This window comes from Paramesorhizobium deserti, assembly GCF_001558695.1.
GTDB lineage: Bacteria > Pseudomonadota > Alphaproteobacteria > Rhizobiales > Rhizobiaceae > Paramesorhizobium > Paramesorhizobium deserti.
In genome coordinates this window covers 221,935-242,553 of the sequence record NZ_LNTU01000023.1, presented here as the reverse complement: position 1 = coordinate 242,553, position 20,619 = coordinate 221,935, and the positions used below count along the sequence as shown (strand labels likewise).

At 61.0% G+C, this 20,619-nt stretch carries 21 protein-coding genes; 10 read left to right on the top strand and 11 right to left on the bottom strand.

All coding sequences use genetic code 11. From position 1 onward, the window contains the following. Positions 1-117: 117 nt before the first annotated feature. Complete coding sequence (locus ATN84_RS14055; RefSeq protein ID WP_068882261.1) at positions 118-1,080, bottom strand: small ribosomal subunit Rsm22 family protein; 963 nt, start codon at positions 1,078-1,080, stop codon at positions 118-120. Positions 1,081-1,382: 302 nt separating this feature from the next. Continuing rightward, positions 1,383-2,561, bottom strand: a complete 1,179-nt coding sequence (locus ATN84_RS14050; RefSeq protein WP_068882260.1) for a DUF2333 family protein — start codon at positions 2,559-2,561, stop codon at positions 1,383-1,385. A 357-nt stretch (positions 2,562-2,918) separates the two neighbouring features. On the opposite strand from ATN84_RS14050, the gene ATN84_RS14045 reads away from it, so the two are divergent. The 3 genes from ATN84_RS14045 (at position 2,919) to choV (ending at position 6,092) form a co-directional block, all read left to right on the top strand. Beyond that, the gene (locus tag ATN84_RS14045) at positions 2,919-3,878 is read left to right on the top strand and encodes a choline ABC transporter substrate-binding protein (RefSeq protein ID WP_425287412.1); all 960 of its coding nucleotides are present in this window, start codon (positions 2,919-2,921) and stop codon (positions 3,876-3,878) included. Positions 3,879-4,210: 332 nt separating this feature from the next. Then, the gene (gene choW / locus ATN84_RS14040; RefSeq protein ID WP_068882259.1) at positions 4,211-5,047 is read left to right on the top strand and encodes a choline ABC transporter permease subunit; all 837 of its coding nucleotides are present in this window, start codon (positions 4,211-4,213) and stop codon (positions 5,045-5,047) included. Between the two features lies 1 nt (position 5,048). Continuing rightward, positions 5,049-6,092, top strand: coding sequence for a choline ABC transporter ATP-binding protein (choV, locus tag ATN84_RS14035; RefSeq protein WP_068882258.1), 1,044 nt, complete (start codon positions 5,049-5,051; stop codon positions 6,090-6,092). 280 nt (positions 6,093-6,372) lie between these two features. Here choV and ATN84_RS14030 read toward each other — a convergent pair whose 3' ends face one another. From ATN84_RS14030 to ATN84_RS14010, 5 genes are all read right to left on the bottom strand, one after another. Then, positions 6,373-7,221 carry an ABC transporter ATP-binding protein gene (locus tag ATN84_RS14030; RefSeq protein WP_068882257.1) on the bottom strand — a complete coding sequence of 283 codons (849 nt, stop codon included), beginning with the start codon at positions 7,219-7,221 and terminating at the stop codon, positions 6,373-6,375. Continuing rightward, a complete protein-coding gene (locus ATN84_RS14025) occupies positions 7,218-8,069 on the bottom strand; it encodes an ABC transporter ATP-binding protein (RefSeq protein ID WP_082766293.1) in 852 nt (283 codons plus the stop codon). The genes ATN84_RS14030 and ATN84_RS14025 overlap by 4 nt, the downstream gene beginning before the upstream one ends. A gap of 6 nt (positions 8,070-8,075) precedes the next feature. After that, a complete protein-coding gene (locus ATN84_RS14020; protein WP_068882256.1) occupies positions 8,076-8,984 on the bottom strand; it encodes an ABC transporter permease subunit in 909 nt (302 codons plus the stop codon). Between the two features lie 7 nt (positions 8,985-8,991). Further along, positions 8,992-9,999, bottom strand: a complete 1,008-nt coding sequence (locus tag ATN84_RS14015) for an ABC transporter permease subunit (protein ID WP_068882255.1) — start codon at positions 9,997-9,999, stop codon at positions 8,992-8,994. A gap of 66 nt (positions 10,000-10,065) precedes the next feature. After that, on the bottom strand, positions 10,066-11,661 hold the full coding sequence (locus ATN84_RS14010; RefSeq protein ID WP_068882254.1) for an ABC transporter substrate-binding protein: 1,596 nt from the start codon (positions 11,659-11,661) through the stop codon (positions 10,066-10,068). Positions 11,662-12,190: 529 nt separating this feature from the next. Between ATN84_RS14010 and ATN84_RS14005 the strand changes: the two genes are divergently transcribed. The 3 genes from ATN84_RS14005 to ATN84_RS13995 all read left to right on the top strand — a co-directional run bounded on the left by ATN84_RS14005 (position 12,191) and on the right by ATN84_RS13995 (position 14,300). Continuing rightward, positions 12,191-12,979 (top strand): HugZ family pyridoxamine 5'-phosphate oxidase, encoded by a 789-nt coding sequence (locus ATN84_RS14005; protein ID WP_068882253.1) that lies wholly within the window; start codon positions 12,191-12,193, stop codon positions 12,977-12,979. A gap of 137 nt (positions 12,980-13,116) precedes the next feature. Beyond that, complete coding sequence (locus tag ATN84_RS14000; RefSeq protein WP_068882252.1) at positions 13,117-13,452, top strand: ArsR/SmtB family transcription factor; 336 nt, start codon at positions 13,117-13,119, stop codon at positions 13,450-13,452. Positions 13,453-13,475: 23 nt separating this feature from the next. After that, the gene (locus ATN84_RS13995) at positions 13,476-14,300 is read left to right on the top strand and encodes a TrmH family RNA methyltransferase (RefSeq protein ID WP_068882251.1); all 825 of its coding nucleotides are present in this window, start codon (positions 13,476-13,478) and stop codon (positions 14,298-14,300) included. A gap of 346 nt (positions 14,301-14,646) precedes the next feature. Here ATN84_RS13995 and mnmA read toward each other — a convergent pair whose 3' ends face one another. Next, positions 14,647-15,843, bottom strand: a complete 1,197-nt coding sequence (gene mnmA / locus ATN84_RS13990) for a tRNA 2-thiouridine(34) synthase MnmA (RefSeq protein WP_201026373.1) — start codon at positions 15,841-15,843, stop codon at positions 14,647-14,649. A 299-nt stretch (positions 15,844-16,142) separates the two neighbouring features. Between mnmA and sciP the strand changes: the two genes are divergently transcribed. Next, positions 16,143-16,418: a CtrA inhibitor SciP gene (sciP, locus tag ATN84_RS13985; protein ID WP_068882250.1), complete on the top strand. Its 276-nt coding sequence runs from the start codon at positions 16,143-16,145 to the stop codon at positions 16,416-16,418. 110 nt (positions 16,419-16,528) lie between these two features. After that, positions 16,529-16,825, top strand: coding sequence for a GNAT family N-acetyltransferase (locus tag ATN84_RS13980; protein ID WP_425287404.1), 297 nt, complete (start codon positions 16,529-16,531; stop codon positions 16,823-16,825). 55 nt (positions 16,826-16,880) lie between these two features. Here the strand turns inward: ATN84_RS13980 and ATN84_RS13975 are convergent, their stop codons facing one another. Further along, a complete protein-coding gene (locus tag ATN84_RS13975; protein WP_068882249.1) occupies positions 16,881-17,267 on the bottom strand; it encodes a flagellar export protein FliJ in 387 nt (128 codons plus the stop codon). Between the two features lie 468 nt (positions 17,268-17,735). On the opposite strand from ATN84_RS13975, the gene ctrA reads away from it, so the two are divergent. Next, positions 17,736-18,437: a response regulator transcription factor CtrA gene (ctrA, locus tag ATN84_RS13970; RefSeq protein WP_068882248.1), complete on the top strand. Its 702-nt coding sequence runs from the start codon at positions 17,736-17,738 to the stop codon at positions 18,435-18,437. Between the two features lie 148 nt (positions 18,438-18,585). Here the strand turns inward: ctrA and ATN84_RS13965 are convergent, their stop codons facing one another. Together ATN84_RS13965 and chpT are read right to left on the bottom strand one after the other, a co-directional pair. Beyond that, positions 18,586-18,954 carry a response regulator gene (locus tag ATN84_RS13965; protein ID WP_068882247.1) on the bottom strand — a complete coding sequence of 123 codons (369 nt, stop codon included), beginning with the start codon at positions 18,952-18,954 and terminating at the stop codon, positions 18,586-18,588. A gap of 104 nt (positions 18,955-19,058) precedes the next feature. Beyond that, the gene (chpT, locus tag ATN84_RS13960) at positions 19,059-19,688 is read right to left on the bottom strand and encodes a histidine phosphotransferase ChpT (protein ID WP_068882246.1); all 630 of its coding nucleotides are present in this window, start codon (positions 19,686-19,688) and stop codon (positions 19,059-19,061) included. 322 nt (positions 19,689-20,010) lie between these two features. Here chpT and ATN84_RS13955 point away from each other — a divergent pair, with 322 nt between their 5' ends. After that, on the top strand, positions 20,011-20,595 hold the full coding sequence (locus ATN84_RS13955) for a DUF1134 domain-containing protein (RefSeq protein WP_068882245.1): 585 nt from the start codon (positions 20,011-20,013) through the stop codon (positions 20,593-20,595). The last annotated feature ends 24 nt before the right edge of the window (positions 20,596-20,619 follow it).

The window sequence follows — 20,619 nt, the reverse complement described above, 5'->3', positions numbered from 1 at the left end:
GCCGTGGCCTCGTGGGGCGATCGCTACCCCATAATGGGATTTTGCAAGAGCCGGGGCGGATGTCAATATCCCAGTCATATGTCACTGATGAACGCTAGTGGCGGGCTGCCAGATATCCTACCCCACGTCCCCCCAATCCATCCGCCTCGCCTTCCTATATCCCTCGCCATCCCGCTTGGTGACCAGCCTTTCCTCCACTTGCCGCTTCGGCAGGCACAGCTTCAACGCAATCCTGCCCGAACTCGCCTTCGGCGGCGCCAGCACGCGGGCCTGCGCCTTCGCGGCGGGGAAGCGCGCTGCCGCGAGGTAGATATATTTCTCGTCCTCCCACGGCACTTCCGCCCCCTTCGCCAGCCGGTGCAGGCGGGAGCGGGCGACGCGGCGGGAGAAGTGGCACCAATCGGGCTCAACAAGCGGGCATGGCGCGGCGTGGACGCAAGGGGCGACGAGATGCGCGCCCTGTTCGATAAGGCGCTTGCGCACCGCCATCATGCGCCGCCAGCCGGCGGGCGTGCCGGGCTCGACCACCACCAGCATGCCTTTCGCCGCCTGCCAGAGCCTTTCCACGAGCTTCAGCCCCTCCTCCGGCGATAGCTCGTCCAGCACATAGGCGAGCGTCACCAGATCGAATTGCCCTGCCTCGACCAAGTCTCGCGCCACATCGGCCGCCCGCCACTCCACTTGTTCCAGCCGCGAATAGCGGGAAAGCGCTTCGCCCACCGCGCGGATCGCAGGGCTTGCCTCCAGCATCAGCGCCTGTTCGAGCGACGGCCAGCAATCGCCAGCCGCCCAGAGCACCGTCCCCGGCCCCGCGCCGACATCGAGCAGGCTTTTCGGCGCGAAATCTGGGGTAAGCTCGGCGGCGTATCCCAAGCTCGCGCGCACCGCTGCATAGGTCGCCGGCAGGCGTGTCGCCAGATAAGCGCGCGCCGCGAGATCGCTTGAGAGATGCAAATGCCCGTCGCGCGTCTCCGCCCGATAGCGGCGCGAGAGAAGGTCGGCGGCGCGCCTCAAATCAGCAAGCGCGATGCCTTCCAGCGCCGCATCAACGGCGAGCCTCAGGGCTGTGGGGAGTTCCATGGGGTGTACATGTCCGGTTTGCGGTCTTGGATCATTTTTAGAGTAGTTCTTGTCTTGAGGAAATCGAGGAGATGTCCGAGCGCTGGTGGAGTGACGATGTTCCGGAGTGGATCCTCGGGTCAGGCCCGAGGATGACGAACTGGAAAGGTTTGCGCTTAGGTCCAACGTTGACGATTGGCGGAAAACATCCCTGCAATCGTCATCCTCGGGCCTGACCCGAGGATCCATTCCGGAACTGTCAAAACGGAAAACCGCTTGGCAGTTTCGGGGTAAATAGCAATTCCATCAAACGAGAACGGCCCTCAGCGTTCCAGCACCTGCCTTATATCCACCAGGTTCGACCGCACGCGCAGAATATGGAAACCCATGGTCGTCAAATGCGACGGGGTGAACCAGGCATCCTCGCGGCCATTGGAGACGATCGACGGCTGCATGTTGAGGGCGGCGCGCAATTGCTGCTCCATCGTGTTCCACAACCCGTCAAGATGCTTTTCGGCGAGGACACCCTTGAAATCCGAGTGGGCGGCGCGCAGCAGCCCGTAATAGGCATAGAGCTGGCCATAGGCGAACCAGAAGCGGTCGTCGGCGCGCGTGTCGAACCAGCCGGCATTATAGTTCTCCGCCCGGTCCTTCAGGATCGCCGAGGTGGAGCCGAGATCATTGGCGATGCGGTCGACATATTGGATGAGATTGTCGGCGCGCGCGTCGAACACCGCCTGGCAGGTCTCGAGCCGCGTGTTGAAAGCGCGCAGATCCTTGATCGCCGCGCGGTAGTAGCTCGGCGTCGGCGTCTTCGGGCCGAACGGGCTCAAACCGAAATACCAGCTGTCCTCGGCGAACTGCAGATTGCCGCGCGCCTTCTGCAAATCGGAATCGATCTGCGACGTGCCGCGCAGGCGGCCAAGCGAATCGACCAGCTCGATCGCCGTGCGCCGCACCGCGGCGTTGACCCCGCGCTGGAAGGACGCCTTGTTGTCGAGGAAGGGCGTGCGGTCCCAGGAAAGACCGAAGAAGCCGGCCTTGTAGAGCAGCATCGAGGAGATCCAGGCATTCTGGTTGACGTTGAAATCGGTAAGATCGGCGGTGACTTCCGCGATCGCCGAGGGCGCACAGGTCTTGCCGGCGGCCGGCGCTTGAGGTTGCGCCCGAGCGCTCTCGTTCGCCGTGCCGGGCACGGCGGTCGTATCCTCGGGTGGCGCCGGCTGCGGCGCGCCGCCCACCGGCTCGCCCGGCGTCTGCGCCTTTTCATAGGCGTATTTCGCGGGGTAGTCCGGGTTGAAATTGGTCCAGACCTGCGTCTGCCAAATGAAATAGACGTAAAGCGCGGCAAACCCCAGGACGAGGACGCCGATCACGCCCTTCCAGAGAAGGCCGAGCTCCAGGAAAAGCCGCCACAGCGCGCCGAGCGGCACGGCGATCAGCCGGCCGAGCGCCACCAGAAACCGCCCGATGAAGGAGACGACGCCCCGCAATGCCCTCAAAACCGTATCCACACCAATCCCCAACTGAATCGCCAATTGAGGCCACACCGGCGGCGGCCTCTTCCCCCTTCAAATAGAGTGCTTTTCGCCGTTCAACAACCGCGTGGCGAAATACCGGCATCCTGTTCGATCAGGTTTTTTGCCCTTCCGGGGTTGCGATCGGCGGGCCGATCCTTACGATCGCGGCTCCTTCGCCCCGAAACTGAAATCAATCATTTTTTCCGATTCCGCCTCACGCCTTCATCATCCCGTCTTCAATTGTCGCTAACGAGTGCATTTTCGCCGCGACGGTGCTTGAATGGCTGCCGCTTTGGTGCTTGGTTCATCAACGGAGACCGGAGAAAAATGAGCCCGGCAATGGAGAGCACCATGAAATCCCTTTCCCTCGCAATCGCGTCGTCCCTTTTCGCGTTCACATTATCCGCCACCGCCGTTCAGGCGGCAGAGCCGGAAAGCTGCTCGACGGTGCGCTTTTCCGATGTCGGCTGGACGGACATCACCGCCACCACGGCGGTCGCCACCGAGATCCTGAAGGGCCTTGGCTACAAGACCGACATCAAGGTCCTGTCGGTCCCGGTCACCTATGCCTCGCTTTCCAAGAAGGATATCGACGTCTTCCTCGGCTATTGGAAGCCGTCGATGAACGCCGATCTCCAGCCCTATCTCGATGACAAGAGCGTGGAGACGCTGCGCACCAATCTGACCGGCGCAAAATATACGCTCGCCGTGCCGAAATATACCTATGAGGCTGGCCTGAAGGATTTCAAGGATATCGCCAAGTTCAAGGACGAACTCGGCGGCAAGATCTATGGCATCGAGCCCGGCAATGACGGCAACCGCCTGATCCTCGACATGATCGAGAAGGACGCCTTCGGACTGAAGGATTTCCAGGTAGCCGAATCTTCCGAGCAGGGCATGCTCGCGCAGGTCGCCAAGGAGGTGAAGCGCGAGAAGCCGATCGTCTTCCTCGCCTGGGCGCCGCATCCCATGAACAAGAATTTCGAGATCGAATATCTCTCGGGCGGCGACGATTTCTTCGGCCCCGATTTCGGCGGCGCCACCGTCGGCACCAATGTGCGCGCCGGCTATGCCTCCGAATGCCCCAATGTCGGCAAGTTCCTGACCAATCTGGAATTCTCCCTCGATATCGAAAACGCGATCATGGGCAATATCCTCGATGATGGCGAAGAGCCCGCAAAAGCCGCCACCGACTGGCTGAAGGCCAACCCTGCCGTGCTCGACACATGGCTGGCCGGCGTCACCACGAAGGACGGTGGAGACGGCATGGCGGCCGTGAAGGCTTCGCTCGGTCTTTAAGATGAAAACGTCGGCGGGACAGCGCCCCGCTCTGCCCTGCCAGACACTTCTCCGCCCCTTATCGTCGTCATCCTCGGGCTTGACCCGAGGATCCACGGCAAAGGGGCGAAGACGGAGCTATCACCCGCGGCGGGATCATATAACATCTGTCGAAAATATTGATCGCATTCGCTTACTGGAATGCATTGATGCAATGACGAGGTTGATGCTTCCTAGTCGTGGATCCTCGGGTCAAGCCCGAGGATGACGATAATTGGGGGATGTCCGGCAGGACAGAGGGGGTGTTTGGCTGGAATTCGCCATAAAACGGATAATACAGGGGAACCAGAAATTTGAACTGGCTGACTGAATACAAGATCCCGGTCGGGCGTACTGCGAAGACCGTCGTCGACTGGCTGACGGAAAACCTCACATGGCTGTTCGACGGGCTCGCCGCCGTCATGCAGACATTGATCGACGGCCTGCTCCTCGCCCTCAACACCCCGCCACCCCTCGTGATGATCGCTATTTTCGCGGCGATCGCCTGGTTCCTGCAGCGCAAGATCTCCATCGTCGTCCTCACCATTCTCGGCTTCCTCTTCATCCTCAACCAGGGATATTGGGGCCAGACGATGGAGACGCTGACGCTGGTGCTCTCCTCTTGCGTGCTCTGCATGGCTCTCGGCGTACCGCTCGGCATTGCCGCCGCCCACCGCCCCAGGCTCTATGCCGCGATGCGCCCGGTGCTCGACCTGATGCAGACGCTGCCGACCTTCGTCTATCTGATCCCCGCCATCGTCTTCTTCGGCATCGGCATGGTGCCGGGGCTGCTGGCGACGGCGATCTTCGTCCTCCCCGCCCCCATCCGCCTCACCCATCTCGGCGTTTCCTCGACGCCGGAACATCTGATCGAGGCGGGTGAAGCCTTCGGCGCCTCGCCCCGCCAGCTCCTGTGGAAGATCGAGCTGCCCTATGCCATGCCGCAGATCCTGGCCGGGCTGACGCAGACCATCATGCTGTCGCTGTCGATGGTGGTCATCGCCGCGCTCGTCGGCGCAGACGGCCTCGGTGTGCCGGTCGTGCGCGCGCTGAACTCCGTCAACACGGCGCTGGGCTTCGAGGCCGGCCTCGTCATCGTCGTCGTCGCCATCGTGCTCGACCGCATGTTCCGCCCGGGCAAGGAGAAATAAGATGACGGCGATCACACTCGACAATGTCTGCATCATCTTCGGCAGGAAGACGGACAAGGCCCTGGGGCTCGCCGATCAGGGCGCGACGCGCTCGCAGATCCAGGCCGAGACCGGACATATTCTCGGCGTGCACAATTGCACGCTCGAGATAAAGGAAGGCGAAATCCTCGTCCTGATGGGGCTTTCCGGCTCGGGAAAATCGACGCTTTTGCGCGCCATCAACAGGCTCAACCCGATCACCCGCGGCCGGGTGGTCGTGCACAATGGCGAGCGCTCCATCGATGTCGGCAAGGCCGACCGGTCGGCGCTGCGCCACCTGCGCACCCATCTCGTCTCCATGGTGTTCCAGCAGTTCGGCCTCCTGCCCTGGCGCACGGTTGAGGAGAACGTCGGCTTCGGCCTCGAAATCTCGGGCCTGTCGAAAGAGGAGCGCAGCCGAGCGGTGCGCCAGCAGCTGGAGCTGGTGGGCCTCAAGGACTGGGCCTCGCGCAAGGTTGGCGAGCTCTCCGGCGGCATGCAGCAGCGCGTCGGCCTTGCCCGCGCCTTTGCCACGGGCGCGCCGATCCTGCTTATGGACGAGCCCTTCTCCGCCCTTGATCCGCTGATCCGCGCCCGCCTGCAGGACGAGCTTCTCGACCTGCAGACGAGGCTCAGGAAAACCATCGTCTTCGTCAGCCACGATCTCGATGAAGCCATGAAGATCGGCAACCGCATCGCCATCATGGAGGGCGGCCGCATCGTCCAGTGCGGGACGCCGCAGGAAATCCTGCTCCAGCCCGCAAATGACTATGTCCAGGATTTCGTCGCCAACATGAACCCGCTCGGCGTGCTGAGGGCCGATGACATCATGGCGCCGCCCGACCGCACCCCCGGCACCCGCCCCTTCGCCGCAACAGCCAGGCGCGAAACGCCGGTGCGCGAGATCATGCAGGCGGTGGCGAAGAATGGCGGCGATGTCGGCATCGTCGAGAAGGGCGCGATCATCGGCAAGGTGTCGGCAGACGATATCGTCCGCGGCCTCCTGCAGCATCAGCGGCAGGGATAGCTCCTATCTGGCCCGCTGAGCACCTCCCCCGCCTCTCTATCGTCATCCTCGGGGGCTTGACCCGAGGATCCATGGCAAAGAGGCGTAAGCGGTACTATCACCCGCCACAGGATCGTAAACCACAAGCCATAATATCGTTCGAGGAACGAATGCTATCTCCTGCTGGAATGCGCTGATGTAATGGGGCCGTCGGGACCCCTTTGCCGTGGATCCTCGGGTCGAGCCCGAGGATGACGTCCGGGAGGGACGGGAGATGGCCGGCAGGCCAGAGGCGGGTGAATTACAACCCCGCCGTCGCCCTCTCCCTCTGCCGTGCCGCCACCCGCGCGCGGATGGTCTCCACGTCTGCGCGCGGCGTCGCGGCGAACAGCGTTTTGGTATATTCATGCTGCGGGTCGGAGAACACCTTGTCACGGCTGCCGTGCTCCACCACCTCGCCGTAATACATCACCATCACCTCGTCGGCGATGTAGCGCACCACCGAAAGGTCGTGGCTGATGAAGACGTAGGTGAGGCCGAACTCGTCCTGCAGGTCGGCGAGAAGGTTCAGGACCTGCGCCTGCACCGAGAGATCAAGCGCCGAGACCGGCTCGTCGAGCACCAGGAGGCTCGGGCTCAGCATCAGCGCGCGGGCAATGGCGATGCGCTGCCGTTGGCCGCCCGAGAACATGTGCGGATAGCGGTTGAAATGCTCCGGCCCGAGGCCGACCTTGATCAGCATCTCCATCGCCAGATCGCGCCGCTCGGCGGCCGTCTTGTTGGTATTGAGCAGGAGCGGTTCGGCCAGCACGTCGCCGATCTTCTGGCGCGGGTTGAGCGAGCCATAGGGATTCTGGAAGACGATCTGCACCTTCTGGCGCATTTCCCGCGTCAGCCCGTCGCGCAGGATGTCGATCTTCATCCCGTCGATGAACAATTCACCGGAAGTCGGCGCGTCGATCAGCGTCAGGATGCGCGCCAGCGTGGACTTGCCGCAGCCAGACTCGCCGACGATGGCGAGCGTCTTGCCCTTTTCGACCGAGAAGCTGACGCCCTTGACGGCATGGACCGTCTTCGCCTTGCCGAACAGCCCGCCGCCGACATGATAATCGCGCACGATATTGCGTGCTTCGAGAACGGTTTGCGTCATTGTGCGGCTCCCGTTGCGGCTTCATCCAGCACGAAATCGGAGATGGTCGGCAGGCGGTCGCCCACCGCATTCTCCGGTAGGGCCGAGAGCAGCGCCCGCGTATAGGCGCTTTTAGGCGCCTCGAACAGCGAAAGCACGTCGGCTTCCTCCATCTTGCGGCCCCTGTACTGGACGATGACGCGGTCCGCCGTCTCGGCGACGACGCCCATATCGTGAGTGATCATGATCAGCGCCATGCCATGCTCCGCCTGGAGCCGCATGAGCAGGTCCAAAATCTGCTTCTGGATCGTCACGTCGAGCGCCGTCGTCGGCTCGTCGGCGATCAGGAGCTTCGGATTGCAGGCGATCGCCATGGCGATCATCACGCGCTGGCACTGGCCGCCTGACATCTGGTGCGGAAAGGCGCCGAGACGCGATTCCGCATCGCGGATGCCGACCGACTCGAGCAGCTCGATGGCGCGCCGCCGGCGCTGCTTGCCATTGAGGCCGAGATGCTGGCGCAGCACTTCCTCGATCTGAAAGCCGATCGTAAAGCACGGATTGAGGCTGGCGATCGGCTCCTGGAAGATCATCGACATGTCGCGGCCGACGATCGCGCGGCGCTGGCTGTCGCTGAGCGTCTGCATGTCGTTACCGTCGAACATCATCCGGTCGGCGGTAACTGTCGCGGTCTTGGGCAGAAGCCCCATCACCGCCAGCATGCCGACGGACTTGCCCGAGCCGGATTCGCCGACGATGGCCAGCACCTCACCCTTGTCCACCGTCAGGTCGATGCCGTCGACGGCCTTGAACGCCCCATAGGAGGTCTGGAAGGAGACCGTCAGGTTCTTGATTTCAAGCAGAGCCATATCGCGTCAGCTCCTTTTCAGCTTGGGGTCGAGCGCATCGCGCAGGCCGTCGCCGATCAGGTTGATCGCGAGAACGGTGATGAGGATCGCCAGACCCGGAAAGGTGACGACCCACCAGGCGCGCAGGATGAACTCCCGTGCCTCGGCGAGCATGGTGCCCCATTCCGGCGTCGGCGGCTGCGCGCCCATGCCGAGGAAGCCCAGCGCCGCAGCGTCGAGAATGGCGTTGGAGAAGGAGAGCGTCGCCTGCACGATCAGCGGCGCCAGGCAGTTGGGCAGGATCGTCTTGAACATCAGCCGCAGCCGGCTTGCCCCGGCGAGCCGCGCCGCGATGACATATTCCCGGTTCTTCTCGGCCAGCACCGCGGCGCGCGTCAGTCGCGCGAAATGCGGCTGCAGGATGACCGCGATGGCGATCATCGCATTGGTTAGCCCCGGCCCGAGGATGGCCACCAGCACCAGCGCCAGCACCAGCGACGGGAACGACAGGATGACGTCCATTACGCGCATGATCACCGTATCGACCCAGCCGCCGAAGAAGCCGGCGATGAGCCCCAGCGCGATGCCGGCGACAAGCGCGATGGAGACGACGACGAGACCGACGAACAGCGAGAACTGCGAGCCGTAGATGAGGCGCGAGAGGATATCGCGGCCGATGGCGTCGGTGCCGAGCAGGAACTCGGACCGCCCGCCCGCCTCCCAGGCCGGCGGCGTCAGAAGCGCGTCACGAAACTGCTGGGCGGGATCATGCGGTGCCAGAACTGGCGCAAAGATGGCGACGAGCACGAGGGCCGCGAAGACCCACAGCCCGATCACCGCACCGCGGTTTTCGCTGAAATAGAACCAGAAATCCGCCAGTGCCCGGCGGCGCATCGCACCGGAGGAAATCGGAGCGGGAAGCGTTGCGTTGCTCATGGGAACCTCAATTATGCCGGATACGCGGATTGATCAGACCGTAGAGCAGGTCGACGATCAGGTTGACGACCATGACCAGTATGGCGATCAGCAGCAGGCCGCCCTGCACCGCAGGATAGTCCCTGCGGAAGATGGAATCGATCATCCATTTGCCGATGCCGGGCCAGGAGAAGATCGTTTCCGTCAGGATCGCGCCGGCAATGAGCACGCCGATCTGCAGGCCGATGGTGGTGATGACGGGGATCATCGCATTGCGCAGGGCATGCAGGCCGACGACACGGCGCACCGGCAGGCCCTTGGCCCGCGCCGTGCGCACGTAATCCTCGCCCAGCACCTCCAGCATGGCGGAACGGGTCTGCCGCGCAATGACGGCAAGCGGGATCGTCGCCAACACGATGGTCGGCAGCGCCAGATGCGAGACGGCGGAGGCGAAGGCGCCCTTCTGACCCGACAACAGGCTGTCGATCAGCATGAAGCCGGTGACGGGCGGGAAGAAATAGAGAAGCGAAATGCGACCCGAAACGGGCGTCCACTGCAGAATGCCCGAGAACAGGATGATCAACAGCAGGCCCCACCAGAAGATCGGCATGGAATAGCCGACGAGCGCCGTTCCCATGGATATCTGGTCGAACCAGGAACCGCGCTTGACCGCGGCGAGCACGCCCGCCGGAATGCCGATGAGCGTCGCCAGGATGATCGCGCAAAGGCCGAGCTCGACGGTGGCGGGAAACAGCGTCAGGAACTCCGTCAGCACCGCCTTCTTGGTGATCAGCGATGTGCCGAAATCCCCATGCGCGAGCCGCCAGAGATAATCGAGATATTGTTGCCAGAGCGGACGATCGAAACCGAATTGCGCCATCAGCTGGGCGTGCCGTTCCGGGGCGATGCCCCGCTCGCCCGCCATCAAGAGGACCGGATCGCCCGGCAGCACCCGCACGAACCCGAAAGCCACGATCGTGATGCCGATGAAGGTCGGGACCAGATAGGCCAGTTTTCCGAAAATGAAACGCAGCATGTACAAAAACTCCAACCGGGCGCGGGACCTTTTCCGTCCTGCGCCCGGCCGCCATGTTGTCAGATATTATTCGGCGATATCGACGCCGTCGAAGCGATGGATACCGACCGGATCCATCTTGTAGCCGCTGACCTTGCTCGACATCGGCATGAAGACCGTGGAGTGCGCCAGCGTCGCCCAGGGCGCCTGCTCCTTGAAGATGACCTGCGCCTCTTCATAAAGCTTGGCGCGCTCTTCCTGATTGGAGGCGACCTTCGCCTTCTGGATCAGGTCTTCGAATGGCTGGTAGCACCACTGCGCGCGGTTGTTGTTGCCGACACCGGCGCAGCCGAGCAGAACGCCCAGGAAGTTGTCCGGATCGCCATTGTCACCCGTCCAGCCGAGGATGACGGAGCCGTCACGATCCTTGTCGGACGACTTCTTGAGATATTCGCCCCATTCCATCGAGACGATCTCGGCCTGCACGCCCACCTTGGCGAAATCCGACTGCATGAGCTCGGCAGTGCGGCGCGCGTTCGGCATGTAGGGTCGGCTCACCGGCATTGCCCAGAGCTTCATCTTGAGGTCCTTGACACCGGCTTCCTCAAGCATCTTCTTGGCCGCTTCCGGATCGTACGGATCGTCCTTGATCGCGTCGTTATAGCCCCACATCGTCGGCGGGATCGGGTTCTTGGCGACCTGGCCGGAGCCCTGGAACACGGCATCGATGATCGCCTGCTTGTTGATCGCCATGTTGAGCGCCTTGCGCACTTCAGGCTTGTCGTAGGGCGCCTTCAGCGTGTTGTAGGCGAAATAGGCGACGTTGAGGCCCGCCTGTTCGTCCACCTTCAGGTTCGAATCGGCCTTCAGCCCTTCGATATCGGCAGGCGCAGGATAGGACATGATGTGGCATTCACCAGCCTTCAGCTTCTGCGCGCGCACGGCCGGGTCGGTCGTGATTGCAAAGACGAGATCGTCGATCGGCTGCTTGCCGTTCCAGTAATCCGGATTTGCCTTGTAGCGGATGACCGCGTCCTTCTGGTAGGCAACGAAGGTGAAGGGGCCGGTGCCGACCGGCGCCTGGTTGAGATTGTCCATCTTGCCGTCGGCCTGCAGCTTGTCGGCATATTCCTTCGACAGGATCGAAGCGAAATCCATGGCCAGATCGGCCAGGAATGGTGCTTCCGGACGGCTGAGCACGAACGTGACCGTGTGATCGTCGACGCGCTTGATTTCCTTGATCAGCGTCGGGAATTCCATGCTGTCGAAATATTCGTAGGAAACGCCCGACGTGTAGGCATGCCACGGATCATCCTTCTTGGATTGGCGCTCGAAGGAGAAGATCACGTCGTCGGCGTTGAATTCACGCGTCGGCGTGAAGAAATCGGTGGTCTGGAACTTCACGCCCTTGCGCAGGTGGAAGGTATATTCGAGGCCGTCTTCCGAAACTTCCCAGGTTTCGGCAAGGCCCGGCTCGATCGTGGTCTCACCATGCTTGAACTCAACCAGACGGTTATAGGCCGTGCGCGACGAAGCATCGAACGTATCACCGCCGGTATAGGCCGCCGGATCGAAGCCTTCCGGCGAAGCCGGCGAGCAATAGACGAGTGTTTTGGCCGAAGCGCTTCCGGCCATCAGAACGGCGAGCGCCGTCGCGGCCAGCATTTTTTTGTAGAGTTTCATGATTCCGCCTCCAAGAGGTACTGTTGCCGCGGACACCCCTTGCCCGCAGCCTGCCTCATGGAAGCTCCTGACACGATTCATTGCAAGCCCATTTCTTGAAAGAAAGTAACATTTTTACAGTTGACGTAAGGGTAATCTGTGGAAAAAATTTCTAATAAACAGTTGGGAGGGAGAAAATTGCGATTCACCAAGGCCAAAATCCACGGTCGATTTACCCGTTCTGCCTCCCGCCGATGGGACTCACGCCGAGGCGGTTAATGTAAGAATCGCTGTGCGACCTTGCGCGAGAACAAATCGGCGGAACGGATTGGCCGACATTATGGATTTTTGAAACAGCGCCGCGGCGAACGCCCGTCAAGCACGAAAGGGGAAGAATGATGGCTTCATTGGTAAATGCCTCCGCCCATTACTGCGGGCGCGAAGTTTTCTTGACCGGGGATGTGAAGTTTTCTTGGAAAGCAACTTGTACACCCATGCCGCTTGTCTTATGAGATCGCACATTCTGCATCCTGCAGTTGATAGGTCTACGATGCCGGACAAAAACAAAACCATCCGCGAGACCGATACCGATGCCCGGAGTCTGGCAAAGACCTTGCTGCGCACCGCGCGCTATGGCGCGCTGGCGGTTCTCGATCCGCAGTCCGGCAGACCGCTGGCCAGCCGGGTGGCCGTGGCGACCGATACCGATGGCGCGCCCATCGTGCTCGTCTCCGCGCTTTCCTCCCACACACCGGCGCTTCTTGCCGATTGCCGCTCTTCGCTGCTCCTTGGCGAGCCCGGCAAGGGCGACCCCCTCGCCCATCCGCGCATCACGCTTCTCTGCAGCGCATATCAGGTGGGGCGGAGTGATCCCGATTATGAACGCCTGCGCCGCCGCTATCTGAACCGCCATCCGAAGGCGCGGCTCTATATCGATCTCGGCGATTTCACCTTTTTCCGATTCGAGATGGAGGGCGCCAGTCTCAATGGCGGCTTCGGCAAGGCTTTTGTGCTGACCGGCGAGGACCTGATATCGCACCATGGTTCCAACGCCGGTATAGCGGCCGCCGAGCAGCCCGCGCTCGACCACATGAACAGCGACCATCCCGATGCGATCGCCCTCTATGCCCGCCATTTTGCCAATGTCAGGGCGGGCAGCAAGATTTGGCGCATAAGCGGCATCGATGCGGAGGGTTTCGATCTCCTGTCGAATAATGATGATGCCCGCCGGGTATTTTTCGATATGCCGCTGGAGAATGCGGAGGACATTCACCGGGTGCTTGTGCAGATGGCGAAGCAGGCGCGCCGGCAAGTACCGGAATCCAACAAAACTCAATAAAGTGTGATTAAATTCTTGGGATAGGACGCATTAAGGACTTGCAACGAGAAATTCCATCGTTAGTTGTATAGCGCTTTTGCGACAATCGCCTTAACAAAGCAACGCTTCATGCAGTCATACGGGGGTAGGACGGCTATATGAAATCCGAGAGATATTTTGCGGATTTGATCGCAAACGCTGACCAGGCGGCAGGGTTTCTTTCCGCTTTGGCAAATAACAAGCGTTTGCTGATCTTGTGCGAATTGCTGAAGAAAGAAATGTCCGTGGGGCATCTGGCGAAGACGGTCAATCTGAGCCAGTCGGCGCTTTCGCAGCATCTGGCGAAATTGCGGGCGCTCAATCTGGTTTCGACCCGGCGTGACGCGCAGACGATCTATTATGTCGTGTCGTCGCACCATATCGAGCTGATGCTTGCAACGCTCGACAGCCTCTATATGGGTGCAAAATCCGCCAGCGATCAGATCAGGCAATGACGGATAAACGGGCGAAAGCCGGGATGAATTCAGGCTTTCGCCCGGAAGAACGCGTCCTCAAAATCGATAATGCCGATGATCCGCGCCTTGCGCCCTATCGCAATATCCGAGAAAGGGATCTCGTCGGGCGCAGCGAGCGCTTCATTGCCGAGGGCAAGGTAGTCCTCAATGTCCTGCTGTCCTCGGCCCGTTTCGAGGCGGAATCGCTGCTTGTCCTGGAAAGCCGATTGAACGGCCTCGAGCAGCAATTGCGCCTCTGCCCGCCGACGGTTCCCGTCTACTGCGTTTCGCAAGATATCATGGACGGCATCGCCGGCTTCCATGTCCATCGCGGCATATTGGCGATCGGCCGACGCAAGGCCGCCCCCTCCCCCGCCGAACTGCTTTCCGGCCTTCCCGACCGGGCGCTCGTCACCGTCCTCTGCGGCATCTCCAATCACGACAATGTCGGCTCGATCTTCCGCAACGCCGCCGCCTTCGAGGCCGATTGCGTGCTGATGGACGAGACCTGCTGCGATCCGCTTTATCGCAAGGCTATCCGCGTTTCCGTCGGCGCCACGCTGAAGGTCCCCTATGCTCGGCAAGGCACGATCGACGACATCATGGCGGCATTGGCGCGCGAAGGTTTCGAGACGCTGGCGCTGAGCCCCTCGGGCGCGCAGAGCATCTATGATGCTCCTTCCGCCCCGCGGCTGGCGCTCTTGTTCGGCACCGAAGGCGAAGGTCTGCCAAAAGCGCTGCTCGAGCGGCTGCGCACCGCCCGCATTCCGATGTCGGCCGATTTCGACAGCCTCAACGTCGCCACCGCGTCCGGCATAGCGCTCTCGCGCTTCAGCCGGTTTTCGTGATTTTAGAACGGCGCCTGTTTCGATAGGACCGCTCGATCTTCGGGCCGTTCCGTACAGCCGGACGCGGTGGGAAGGCGGGCACGCACCACACTGACGTCATCATCGGACTTGATCCGATGATCCATTCCGGAACGGCGATGCAGCGCCCGCATATCAGACAATGGATGTTATTTCGACGGTCCGGAATGGATATCCGGGTCGGGGCCCCAGTGTGACGCAATTGCGATGCTTTGATCTCGCCAAGCTCGCCATCACCTCGAGGCCGGTCACCGGAGCATAGAAACGCCGCTTCTGTTAAACACTGAAGCGCTCTAGCGTCACGTTCTGCTGCGGATGATTCGAACGATTAAGCCGCCGAGGCGCGCGAGGCCTGGCCGCTCAGCCGGCGCAGCATTTCCTCCGCCTGCGGAGCGCGTTCCGATCGGCCGATGAAGCCGCCGCCGAAGACGCGCGCTGCATTGCTGTCGTCGGAATAGAGCACACAGGCCTGCCCCGGCGCGATGCCGCTTTCGCCGTCGTTGAGTTCCACCCAGGTCTCGCCATTGGCGTGATGCAGCACCGCCGGACGCGGCGGGCGGGTGGAGCGGACCTTGGCGTAAACCTCGAAGCCGGTGGCCGGAATATCCCCAAGTGGGCCATCGCCCAGCCAGTTGACGTCGCGCAGAAACACCTTGTGCGTCTCCAGCGCCTCGCGCGGACCGACGATGACGCGAGCCTGCGCGGCGTCGAGATGCACGACATAGAGCGGCTCGCCGGTTGCAACGCCGATGCCGCGGCGCTGGCCGATCGTATAGTGGACGATACCGTCATGCGACCCAAGCACGCGCCCGTCTATATGCACGATCTCGCCGGGATTGGCCGCTTCCGGCTTCAACTTGGCGATGATGTCGGAATATTTGCCCTGGGGCACGAAGCAGATGTCCTGGCTGTCCTGCTTCTTGGCGACGGTCAGGCCCAACTCCTCGGCGATCGCCCTGACCTCACTTTTCGGCAGATGGCCGAGCGGGAAGCGGAGGTAATCGATCTGCTCCTGCGTGGTGGCGAAGAGGAAATAGCTCTGGTCGCGATCCGTATCGACCGGGCGGTAAAGAGAACGATGCGCGCCATTGGCGCGGCTGCGGATATAATGCCCGGTGGCCAGCGCCGCCGCGCCGAGGTCCTGCGCCGTCTGCAAGAGATCAGCGAACTTGACCGTCTGGTTGCAGGAAACGCACGGGATCGGTGTTTCGCCGCTGACATAGCTGTTGGCGAAGGGATCGATCACCGCCTCGCGGAAACGCGCCTCGTAATCGAGCACATAATGCGGGATGCCCAAGCTTTCCGAAACCCGCCGCGCATCCTCGATATCCTGGCCAGCGCAGCACGACCCGGCGCGGTGCACGGCTGCGCCATGATCATAGAGCTGCAGCGTCACGCCGACGACGTCATAGCCCTCGCGCTTCAGGATTCCGGCCACCACCGATGAATCGACTCCCCCCGACATGGCGACGACGACGCGGGTGTCCTCCGGCTTGCCCGGCAGATCAAGGCTGTTCAGTGTCATGAGCGGGTCCGGCTTATAGGGCAGATGCCCTGCTGTTTCTCGGGATCATACAATCTTCACGCGTCTGTCGGAGACGCACTTTTTATATAGGGCAAACCGCACGCCTTTGCCAAGATGCCGCATTCATTTGCGACATGCGGGCCCGCATTCCCGTCCGATCCATCGAAATAGAATAAAAAAAGATTAAGATACGAAGCACTATTCGTTACCAGAGCATTACCGCCTGCTTAGTCAAATTTTAAAGCTGTCGCACTATCGTGGCTTGCGATTAGGTCCTTGAGTGTTGTGTAGAGAGTACAATGACCGATCTGGTAAGACCACGTGTCAAATATGTTATCGGCCCCGATGGCAGCCCGCTGACCATTGCCGATCTTCCGCCCGCCAATACGCGGCGCTGGGTCATTCGCCGCAAGGCAGAGGTTGTCGCCGCCGTCCGCGGTGGCCTTCTCAGCCTTGAGGAGGCATGCCAGCGCTACACCTTGACGGTGGAGGAGTTTCTATCCTGGCAGTCCTCGATCGACGAGCATGGTCTCGCAGGTCTGCGGACGACCCGTATTCAGCAATATCGCCATTAAATATTGGTCATTTGCACTTCAATGATTACCGGATGGCCGGCCCTTGGGCTGGCCATTTTTGGTTTGGCGCTCCATAAAGCAGATCCCCGAGAAGTGAACGGAGTCCACCGTTGAACGATCAAATCGCAATCAGCAAGGAAGACACCGGCTCTGGCGGCCGCTATGTCGCGAAACTGGCCGGCCACGAGGCCGAGATGACCTTCTCGCGCGTCAATGCCGGCCTGATCATCGTCGATCATACGGCGGTGCCGGACGCATTGCGGGGAAAGGGTGTGGGCCAGGCGCTGGCGCTCCACGCGGTGGAGGATGCGCGCAAGGGCGGCTGGAAGATCATGCCGCTTTGCCCGTTCATGCGCGCCCAGTCACTGCGCCATGCCGATTGGGGCGACGTCGTCCAGCAGAGATAGGCCTGCCCGAAGATCGGCAAGCCTATTGATAAATCCGTTGTCTCACGGAGAACTGTTAGCCGATCATCGCGCGCCGGTCGGGCGCCGGGCGCTCCTCCGTATCACGGGCTTTCCCGTCTCGCTCCTCCAGCGCCTCCGCCTTGGCGAGCTCGGCTTCCGCTTCGGCAAGGGCCGCTTCGGCGGCTTCCTTCTGCGCCGTCAGATCCCGGATCGACACAAAGAGATTGTCGCGGCGCTGGCGCGCGGCCTTGGCGAAGGTCGGATAGGCGAAGTGCGACATATCGGTGATCCCGGCCTTCTTCTCCTCCGACTGGATCTGCGCATCGAGTTCGGCGGCCATGCGCTCGAATTCGCCCATCATCAGGTCGAGCTGGCCCAACTGCCGGCGTTTTTCCTTTACCTGGAACAGTTTAAGCCTCACGAGGCTCTCACGCGGTTTCATACGCAATACTCCTTGAACACCGGAAATCTTGGCTCAAGCGGGAGCGCGGCGCGTCCCCATTTCGAACCAGCCCTTATGTCCCGCATCAGAATCACGCTTCCAAAACGAAACACAAAATTAAAGATTCACCGGTTTGGTAACCTTTTTTTTACGAGCAGCATTAATCATACGCGTTAGGACTTAAGGCTCGGTAAATCCCCTGTGGCTTTTCTGCAACAAGGAAACATCGAGTCGGAAGAATCACTTAGACAGGATTCTTAATGTGGAAAATCAGACTTTCTGCATTGGATTTCATGAGATGAATCAGGGAAATACGGCAAATTTTTAATTAAGATCCAATTCCGCTTGCCAAGTGGAATCAGATTTTGTTAACCATTTGCTGGCAACCTTCATACAAAGGCAACGACTGTTCCGTGTGCTGCTTTGAGGGACCAGACCTGTTCGGCGGCGGAAAGGGGATTTGAAAAGATGCGCGTTCTTTTGATTGAAGACGACAGTGCGACAGCGCAGAGCATCGAGTTGATGCTCAAGTCGGAAAGCTTCAACGTTTACACGACGGACCTCGGCGAAGAGGGTGTCGATCTCGGCAAGCTTTATGATTACGACATCATCCTGCTCGACCTGAACTTGCCCGACATGTCCGGCTACGAGGTGCTGCGCACCCTGCGCCTGTCCAAGGTCAAGACGCCGATCCTCATCCTCTCCGGCATGGCCGGCATCGAGGACAAGGTTCGCGGTCTCGGCTTCGGCGCGGACGACTATATGACCAAGCCGTTCCACAAGGACGAGCTTGTCGCCCGCATCCATGCCATTGTCCGCCGCTCCAAGGGTCATGCCCAGTCGGTCATCACCACGGGCGATCTCATCGTCAATCTCGACGCCAAGACCGTCGAGGTCGCCGGCCAGCGCGTGCATCTGACCGGCAAGGAATACCAGATGCTGGAGCTGCTTTCCCTGCGCAAGGGCACGACGCTCACCAAGGAAATGTTCCTGAACCATCTCTATGGTGGCATGGACGAGCCCGAGCTCAAGATCATCGACGTCTTCATCTGCAAGCTGCGCAAAAAGCTCGACGCCGTCTCCGGAAACCAGAGCTATATCGAGACCGTCTGGGGCCGCGGCTATGTGCTGCGCGAGCCCGAAACCGACGATCTGCGCGAGATCGCCTGATCTACAGCATCGGCCTGAAAATCGGAATCGATTTTGGGAAAGCTTGGATAGCGTAGATTCAATAGCTTACAGCGTCCTAACGGACGCACGGCGCTGTAGCCGCAAACTGCATTCATGAAAGCCCCGCCTGTTGCGGGGCTTTTTGCTTTCAGGCGGCTTGGAAATAATCGGCGAACTGCGCCGTCAGATAAGGCCTGTCGAAAGGCTTGAGCATATAGCCGGATGCGCCGGCGCGCTTGGCGCGCATGATCTTGGTCAGGTCCACCTCGTTGAGGCAGAGCACGATCCTGGCGTCTTTGCCGCCCGGAAGCTCCCTTATCGCGCCGATGATCTCGAGCGTCGGCAGGTCGGGGAGATCGCTGTCGAGAAGAACGACATCGGGCATCTCGGCCATGCAATGCTCAATCGCCTGCGAGCCGTTCGCCACGTCGGCGATGGTCATTGCGCTGTCGGACAGGATCCGCCTGGCGACCTTTCTGATGACCGATGAATCGTCGATGATAAGACAGCGCGTCATTTTGTTTGCGTCCCCTCTGGTTCTTGAGACGCAAGCCTAACCGCCGCCCGTGAAAAAAGGCCCAAGCGGCAGGGTAAAGTTTTAGCTACCTGCCTTCAGACCCCTCACACCGCCGAAAAAACAATCTCCTCCGCCGTGGCGTGAATGGAGATGGTCATGCCCGCTTCCTGGGCCAGGAGCAGGGTGTAATAGGGCTGCACGGAATGCGCATCGACGGGCTCTTCCGGCGCCTTGCCGCTATGCAGCTCCAAGAATTTCGGCGGCACACGCAGCATCGGCCCCTTGGCCGTGACGGTAAAGCGCGGCTCGGTTTCCGCATTCTCGATGGCGATCGAAAGCGAGCCGCCGCGCGGGATCGCCGCATTGCCGATGAGGATCAGGTTGAGCAGCAGCTTCACCTTGTTCTTCGGCAACAGGACGCGGTTGCCGTTCCAGGAGAATTCGGCCTTCTCGCCCTTCATATATTCGGTCGCCACGTTCTGCGCGTCGCCGGTATCGATCTGGACGCCGGCCGATCCGGCCGCGCCGAAGGCGATGCGCGCGAACTGCAGCCTGGCGGACGCGTTGCGCGCGCTCGCCTTGATGAGGTTCATCGCATCCTCGTCCGCGCCGCCCTCCTCCAGGAGTTCGAGGCCATTGTTGATGGCGCCGACTGGCGAGATGATGTCATGGCAGATGCGGCTGCACAAAAGAGCGCCGAGATCGGCTGCGGAAAGGACGACGGGCAAGGGCATGGACATATCTCCGGACAGCAGGATCGCCTTCGACAGGCAATCGGAGGGGGCATGAATTTCACATTCCCGGGCCGAATCGCCCGGTTTTACCGGTACTCTGGATACACATGCCTTTCGCCGACGGCAAGAAAAGCCGATGGCGGCCGGCATGCCTCAGCCAACGTCCCAGTCATCGAATTGCCAAGATCGAACCATAAGGATTTGGCAAACAATTAGTCTTGTAATAACGATGATTCGGCAAAGCGGACGCAAGATCCGTATGCCCGTTCTCTTCAGGGTTCCAGCGTCAGACAGAGAAGCGAGCAGCCAGAAGGAAAAATAAATGGCCTCTCTATCCCTGTCCCCGTCCCGCCTGCGGCTAGCGGCGGGTTTTATCGCGTTGCTCATGGCAACGCTCGTGCTTGCCTCTCAGGCGCGCGCCAACGAAACCTATACGATGGAGGAGATCGTCGAATCCGGCCACCGGTTCTTCGGCTCCACCTCCGGCGGCATCGCCACCGCGATCGAGAAGATCTTCCAGAGCTACGGCCTGCCCAATGGCTACATATTGGGCGAGGAAGGCTCCGGCGCGTTCATCGGCGGCCTGACCTATGGCGAGGGCACGCTCTATACCAAGAACGCCGGCGACCATAAGACATTCTGGCAGGGCCCGTCGCTCGGCTGGGATTTCGGCGGCCAGGGCTCGCGCGTCATGATGCTCGTCTATAATCTCGACGATATCCAGAGCATGTACGGTCGCTATGCCGGCGTTTCCGGCTCGGCCTATCTCATCGCCGGTGTCGGCTTCAACGTGTTGAAACGCGAGAATATCCTGCTCGTTCCGGTGCGCACCGGCGTCGGCGCCCGCCTCGGCGTCAACATCGGCTATCTCAAGCTGACGGGCTCACCGACCTGGAATCCGTTCTGATCTACAGCATCGGTCTGAAAATCG

What these genes read in the sequence shown, in the direction of transcription:
- ATN84_RS14015 (WP_068882255.1), bottom strand. Translation starts at nt 9,999, where the DNA reads ATGCTGCGTTTCATTTTCGGAAAACTGGCCTATCTGGTCCCGACCTTC.
- chpT (WP_068882246.1), bottom strand. Translation starts at nt 19,688, where the DNA reads ATGCCCTTGCCCGTCGTCCTTTCCGCAGCCGATCTCGGCGCTCTTTTG.
- ATN84_RS14000 (WP_068882252.1), top strand. Translation starts at nt 13,117, where the DNA reads ATGAAATCCGAGAGATATTTTGCGGATTTGATCGCAAACGCTGACCAG.
- ATN84_RS14005 (WP_068882253.1), top strand. Translation starts at nt 12,191, where the DNA reads ATGCCGGACAAAAACAAAACCATCCGCGAGACCGATACCGATGCCCGG.
- mnmA (WP_201026373.1), bottom strand. Translation starts at nt 15,843, where the DNA reads ATGACACTGAACAGCCTTGATCTGCCGGGCAAGCCGGAGGACACCCGC.
- ATN84_RS14045 (WP_425287412.1), top strand. Translation starts at nt 2,919, where the DNA reads ATGGAGAGCACCATGAAATCCCTTTCCCTCGCAATCGCGTCGTCCCTT.
- ATN84_RS14030 (WP_068882257.1), bottom strand. Translation starts at nt 7,221, where the DNA reads ATGACGCAAACCGTTCTCGAAGCACGCAATATCGTGCGCGATTATCAT.
- ATN84_RS14020 (WP_068882256.1), bottom strand. Translation starts at nt 8,984, where the DNA reads ATGAGCAACGCAACGCTTCCCGCTCCGATTTCCTCCGGTGCGATGCGC.
- ATN84_RS13995 (WP_068882251.1), top strand. Translation starts at nt 13,476, where the DNA reads ATGAATTCAGGCTTTCGCCCGGAAGAACGCGTCCTCAAAATCGATAAT.
- ctrA (WP_068882248.1), top strand. Translation starts at nt 17,736, where the DNA reads ATGCGCGTTCTTTTGATTGAAGACGACAGTGCGACAGCGCAGAGCATC.
- ATN84_RS13965 (WP_068882247.1), bottom strand. Translation starts at nt 18,954, where the DNA reads ATGACGCGCTGTCTTATCATCGACGATTCATCGGTCATCAGAAAGGTC.
- ATN84_RS13975 (WP_068882249.1), bottom strand. Translation starts at nt 17,267, where the DNA reads ATGAAACCGCGTGAGAGCCTCGTGAGGCTTAAACTGTTCCAGGTAAAG.
- ATN84_RS14055 (WP_068882261.1), bottom strand. Translation starts at nt 1,080, where the DNA reads ATGGAACTCCCCACAGCCCTGAGGCTCGCCGTTGATGCGGCGCTGGAA.
- sciP (WP_068882250.1), top strand. Translation starts at nt 16,143, where the DNA reads ATGACCGATCTGGTAAGACCACGTGTCAAATATGTTATCGGCCCCGAT.
- ATN84_RS14025 (WP_082766293.1), bottom strand. Translation starts at nt 8,069, where the DNA reads ATGGCTCTGCTTGAAATCAAGAACCTGACGGTCTCCTTCCAGACCTCC.
- ATN84_RS14010 (WP_068882254.1), bottom strand. Translation starts at nt 11,661, where the DNA reads ATGAAACTCTACAAAAAAATGCTGGCCGCGACGGCGCTCGCCGTTCTG.
- ATN84_RS13955 (WP_068882245.1), top strand. Translation starts at nt 20,011, where the DNA reads ATGGCCTCTCTATCCCTGTCCCCGTCCCGCCTGCGGCTAGCGGCGGGT.
- choV (WP_068882258.1), top strand. Translation starts at nt 5,049, where the DNA reads ATGACGGCGATCACACTCGACAATGTCTGCATCATCTTCGGCAGGAAG.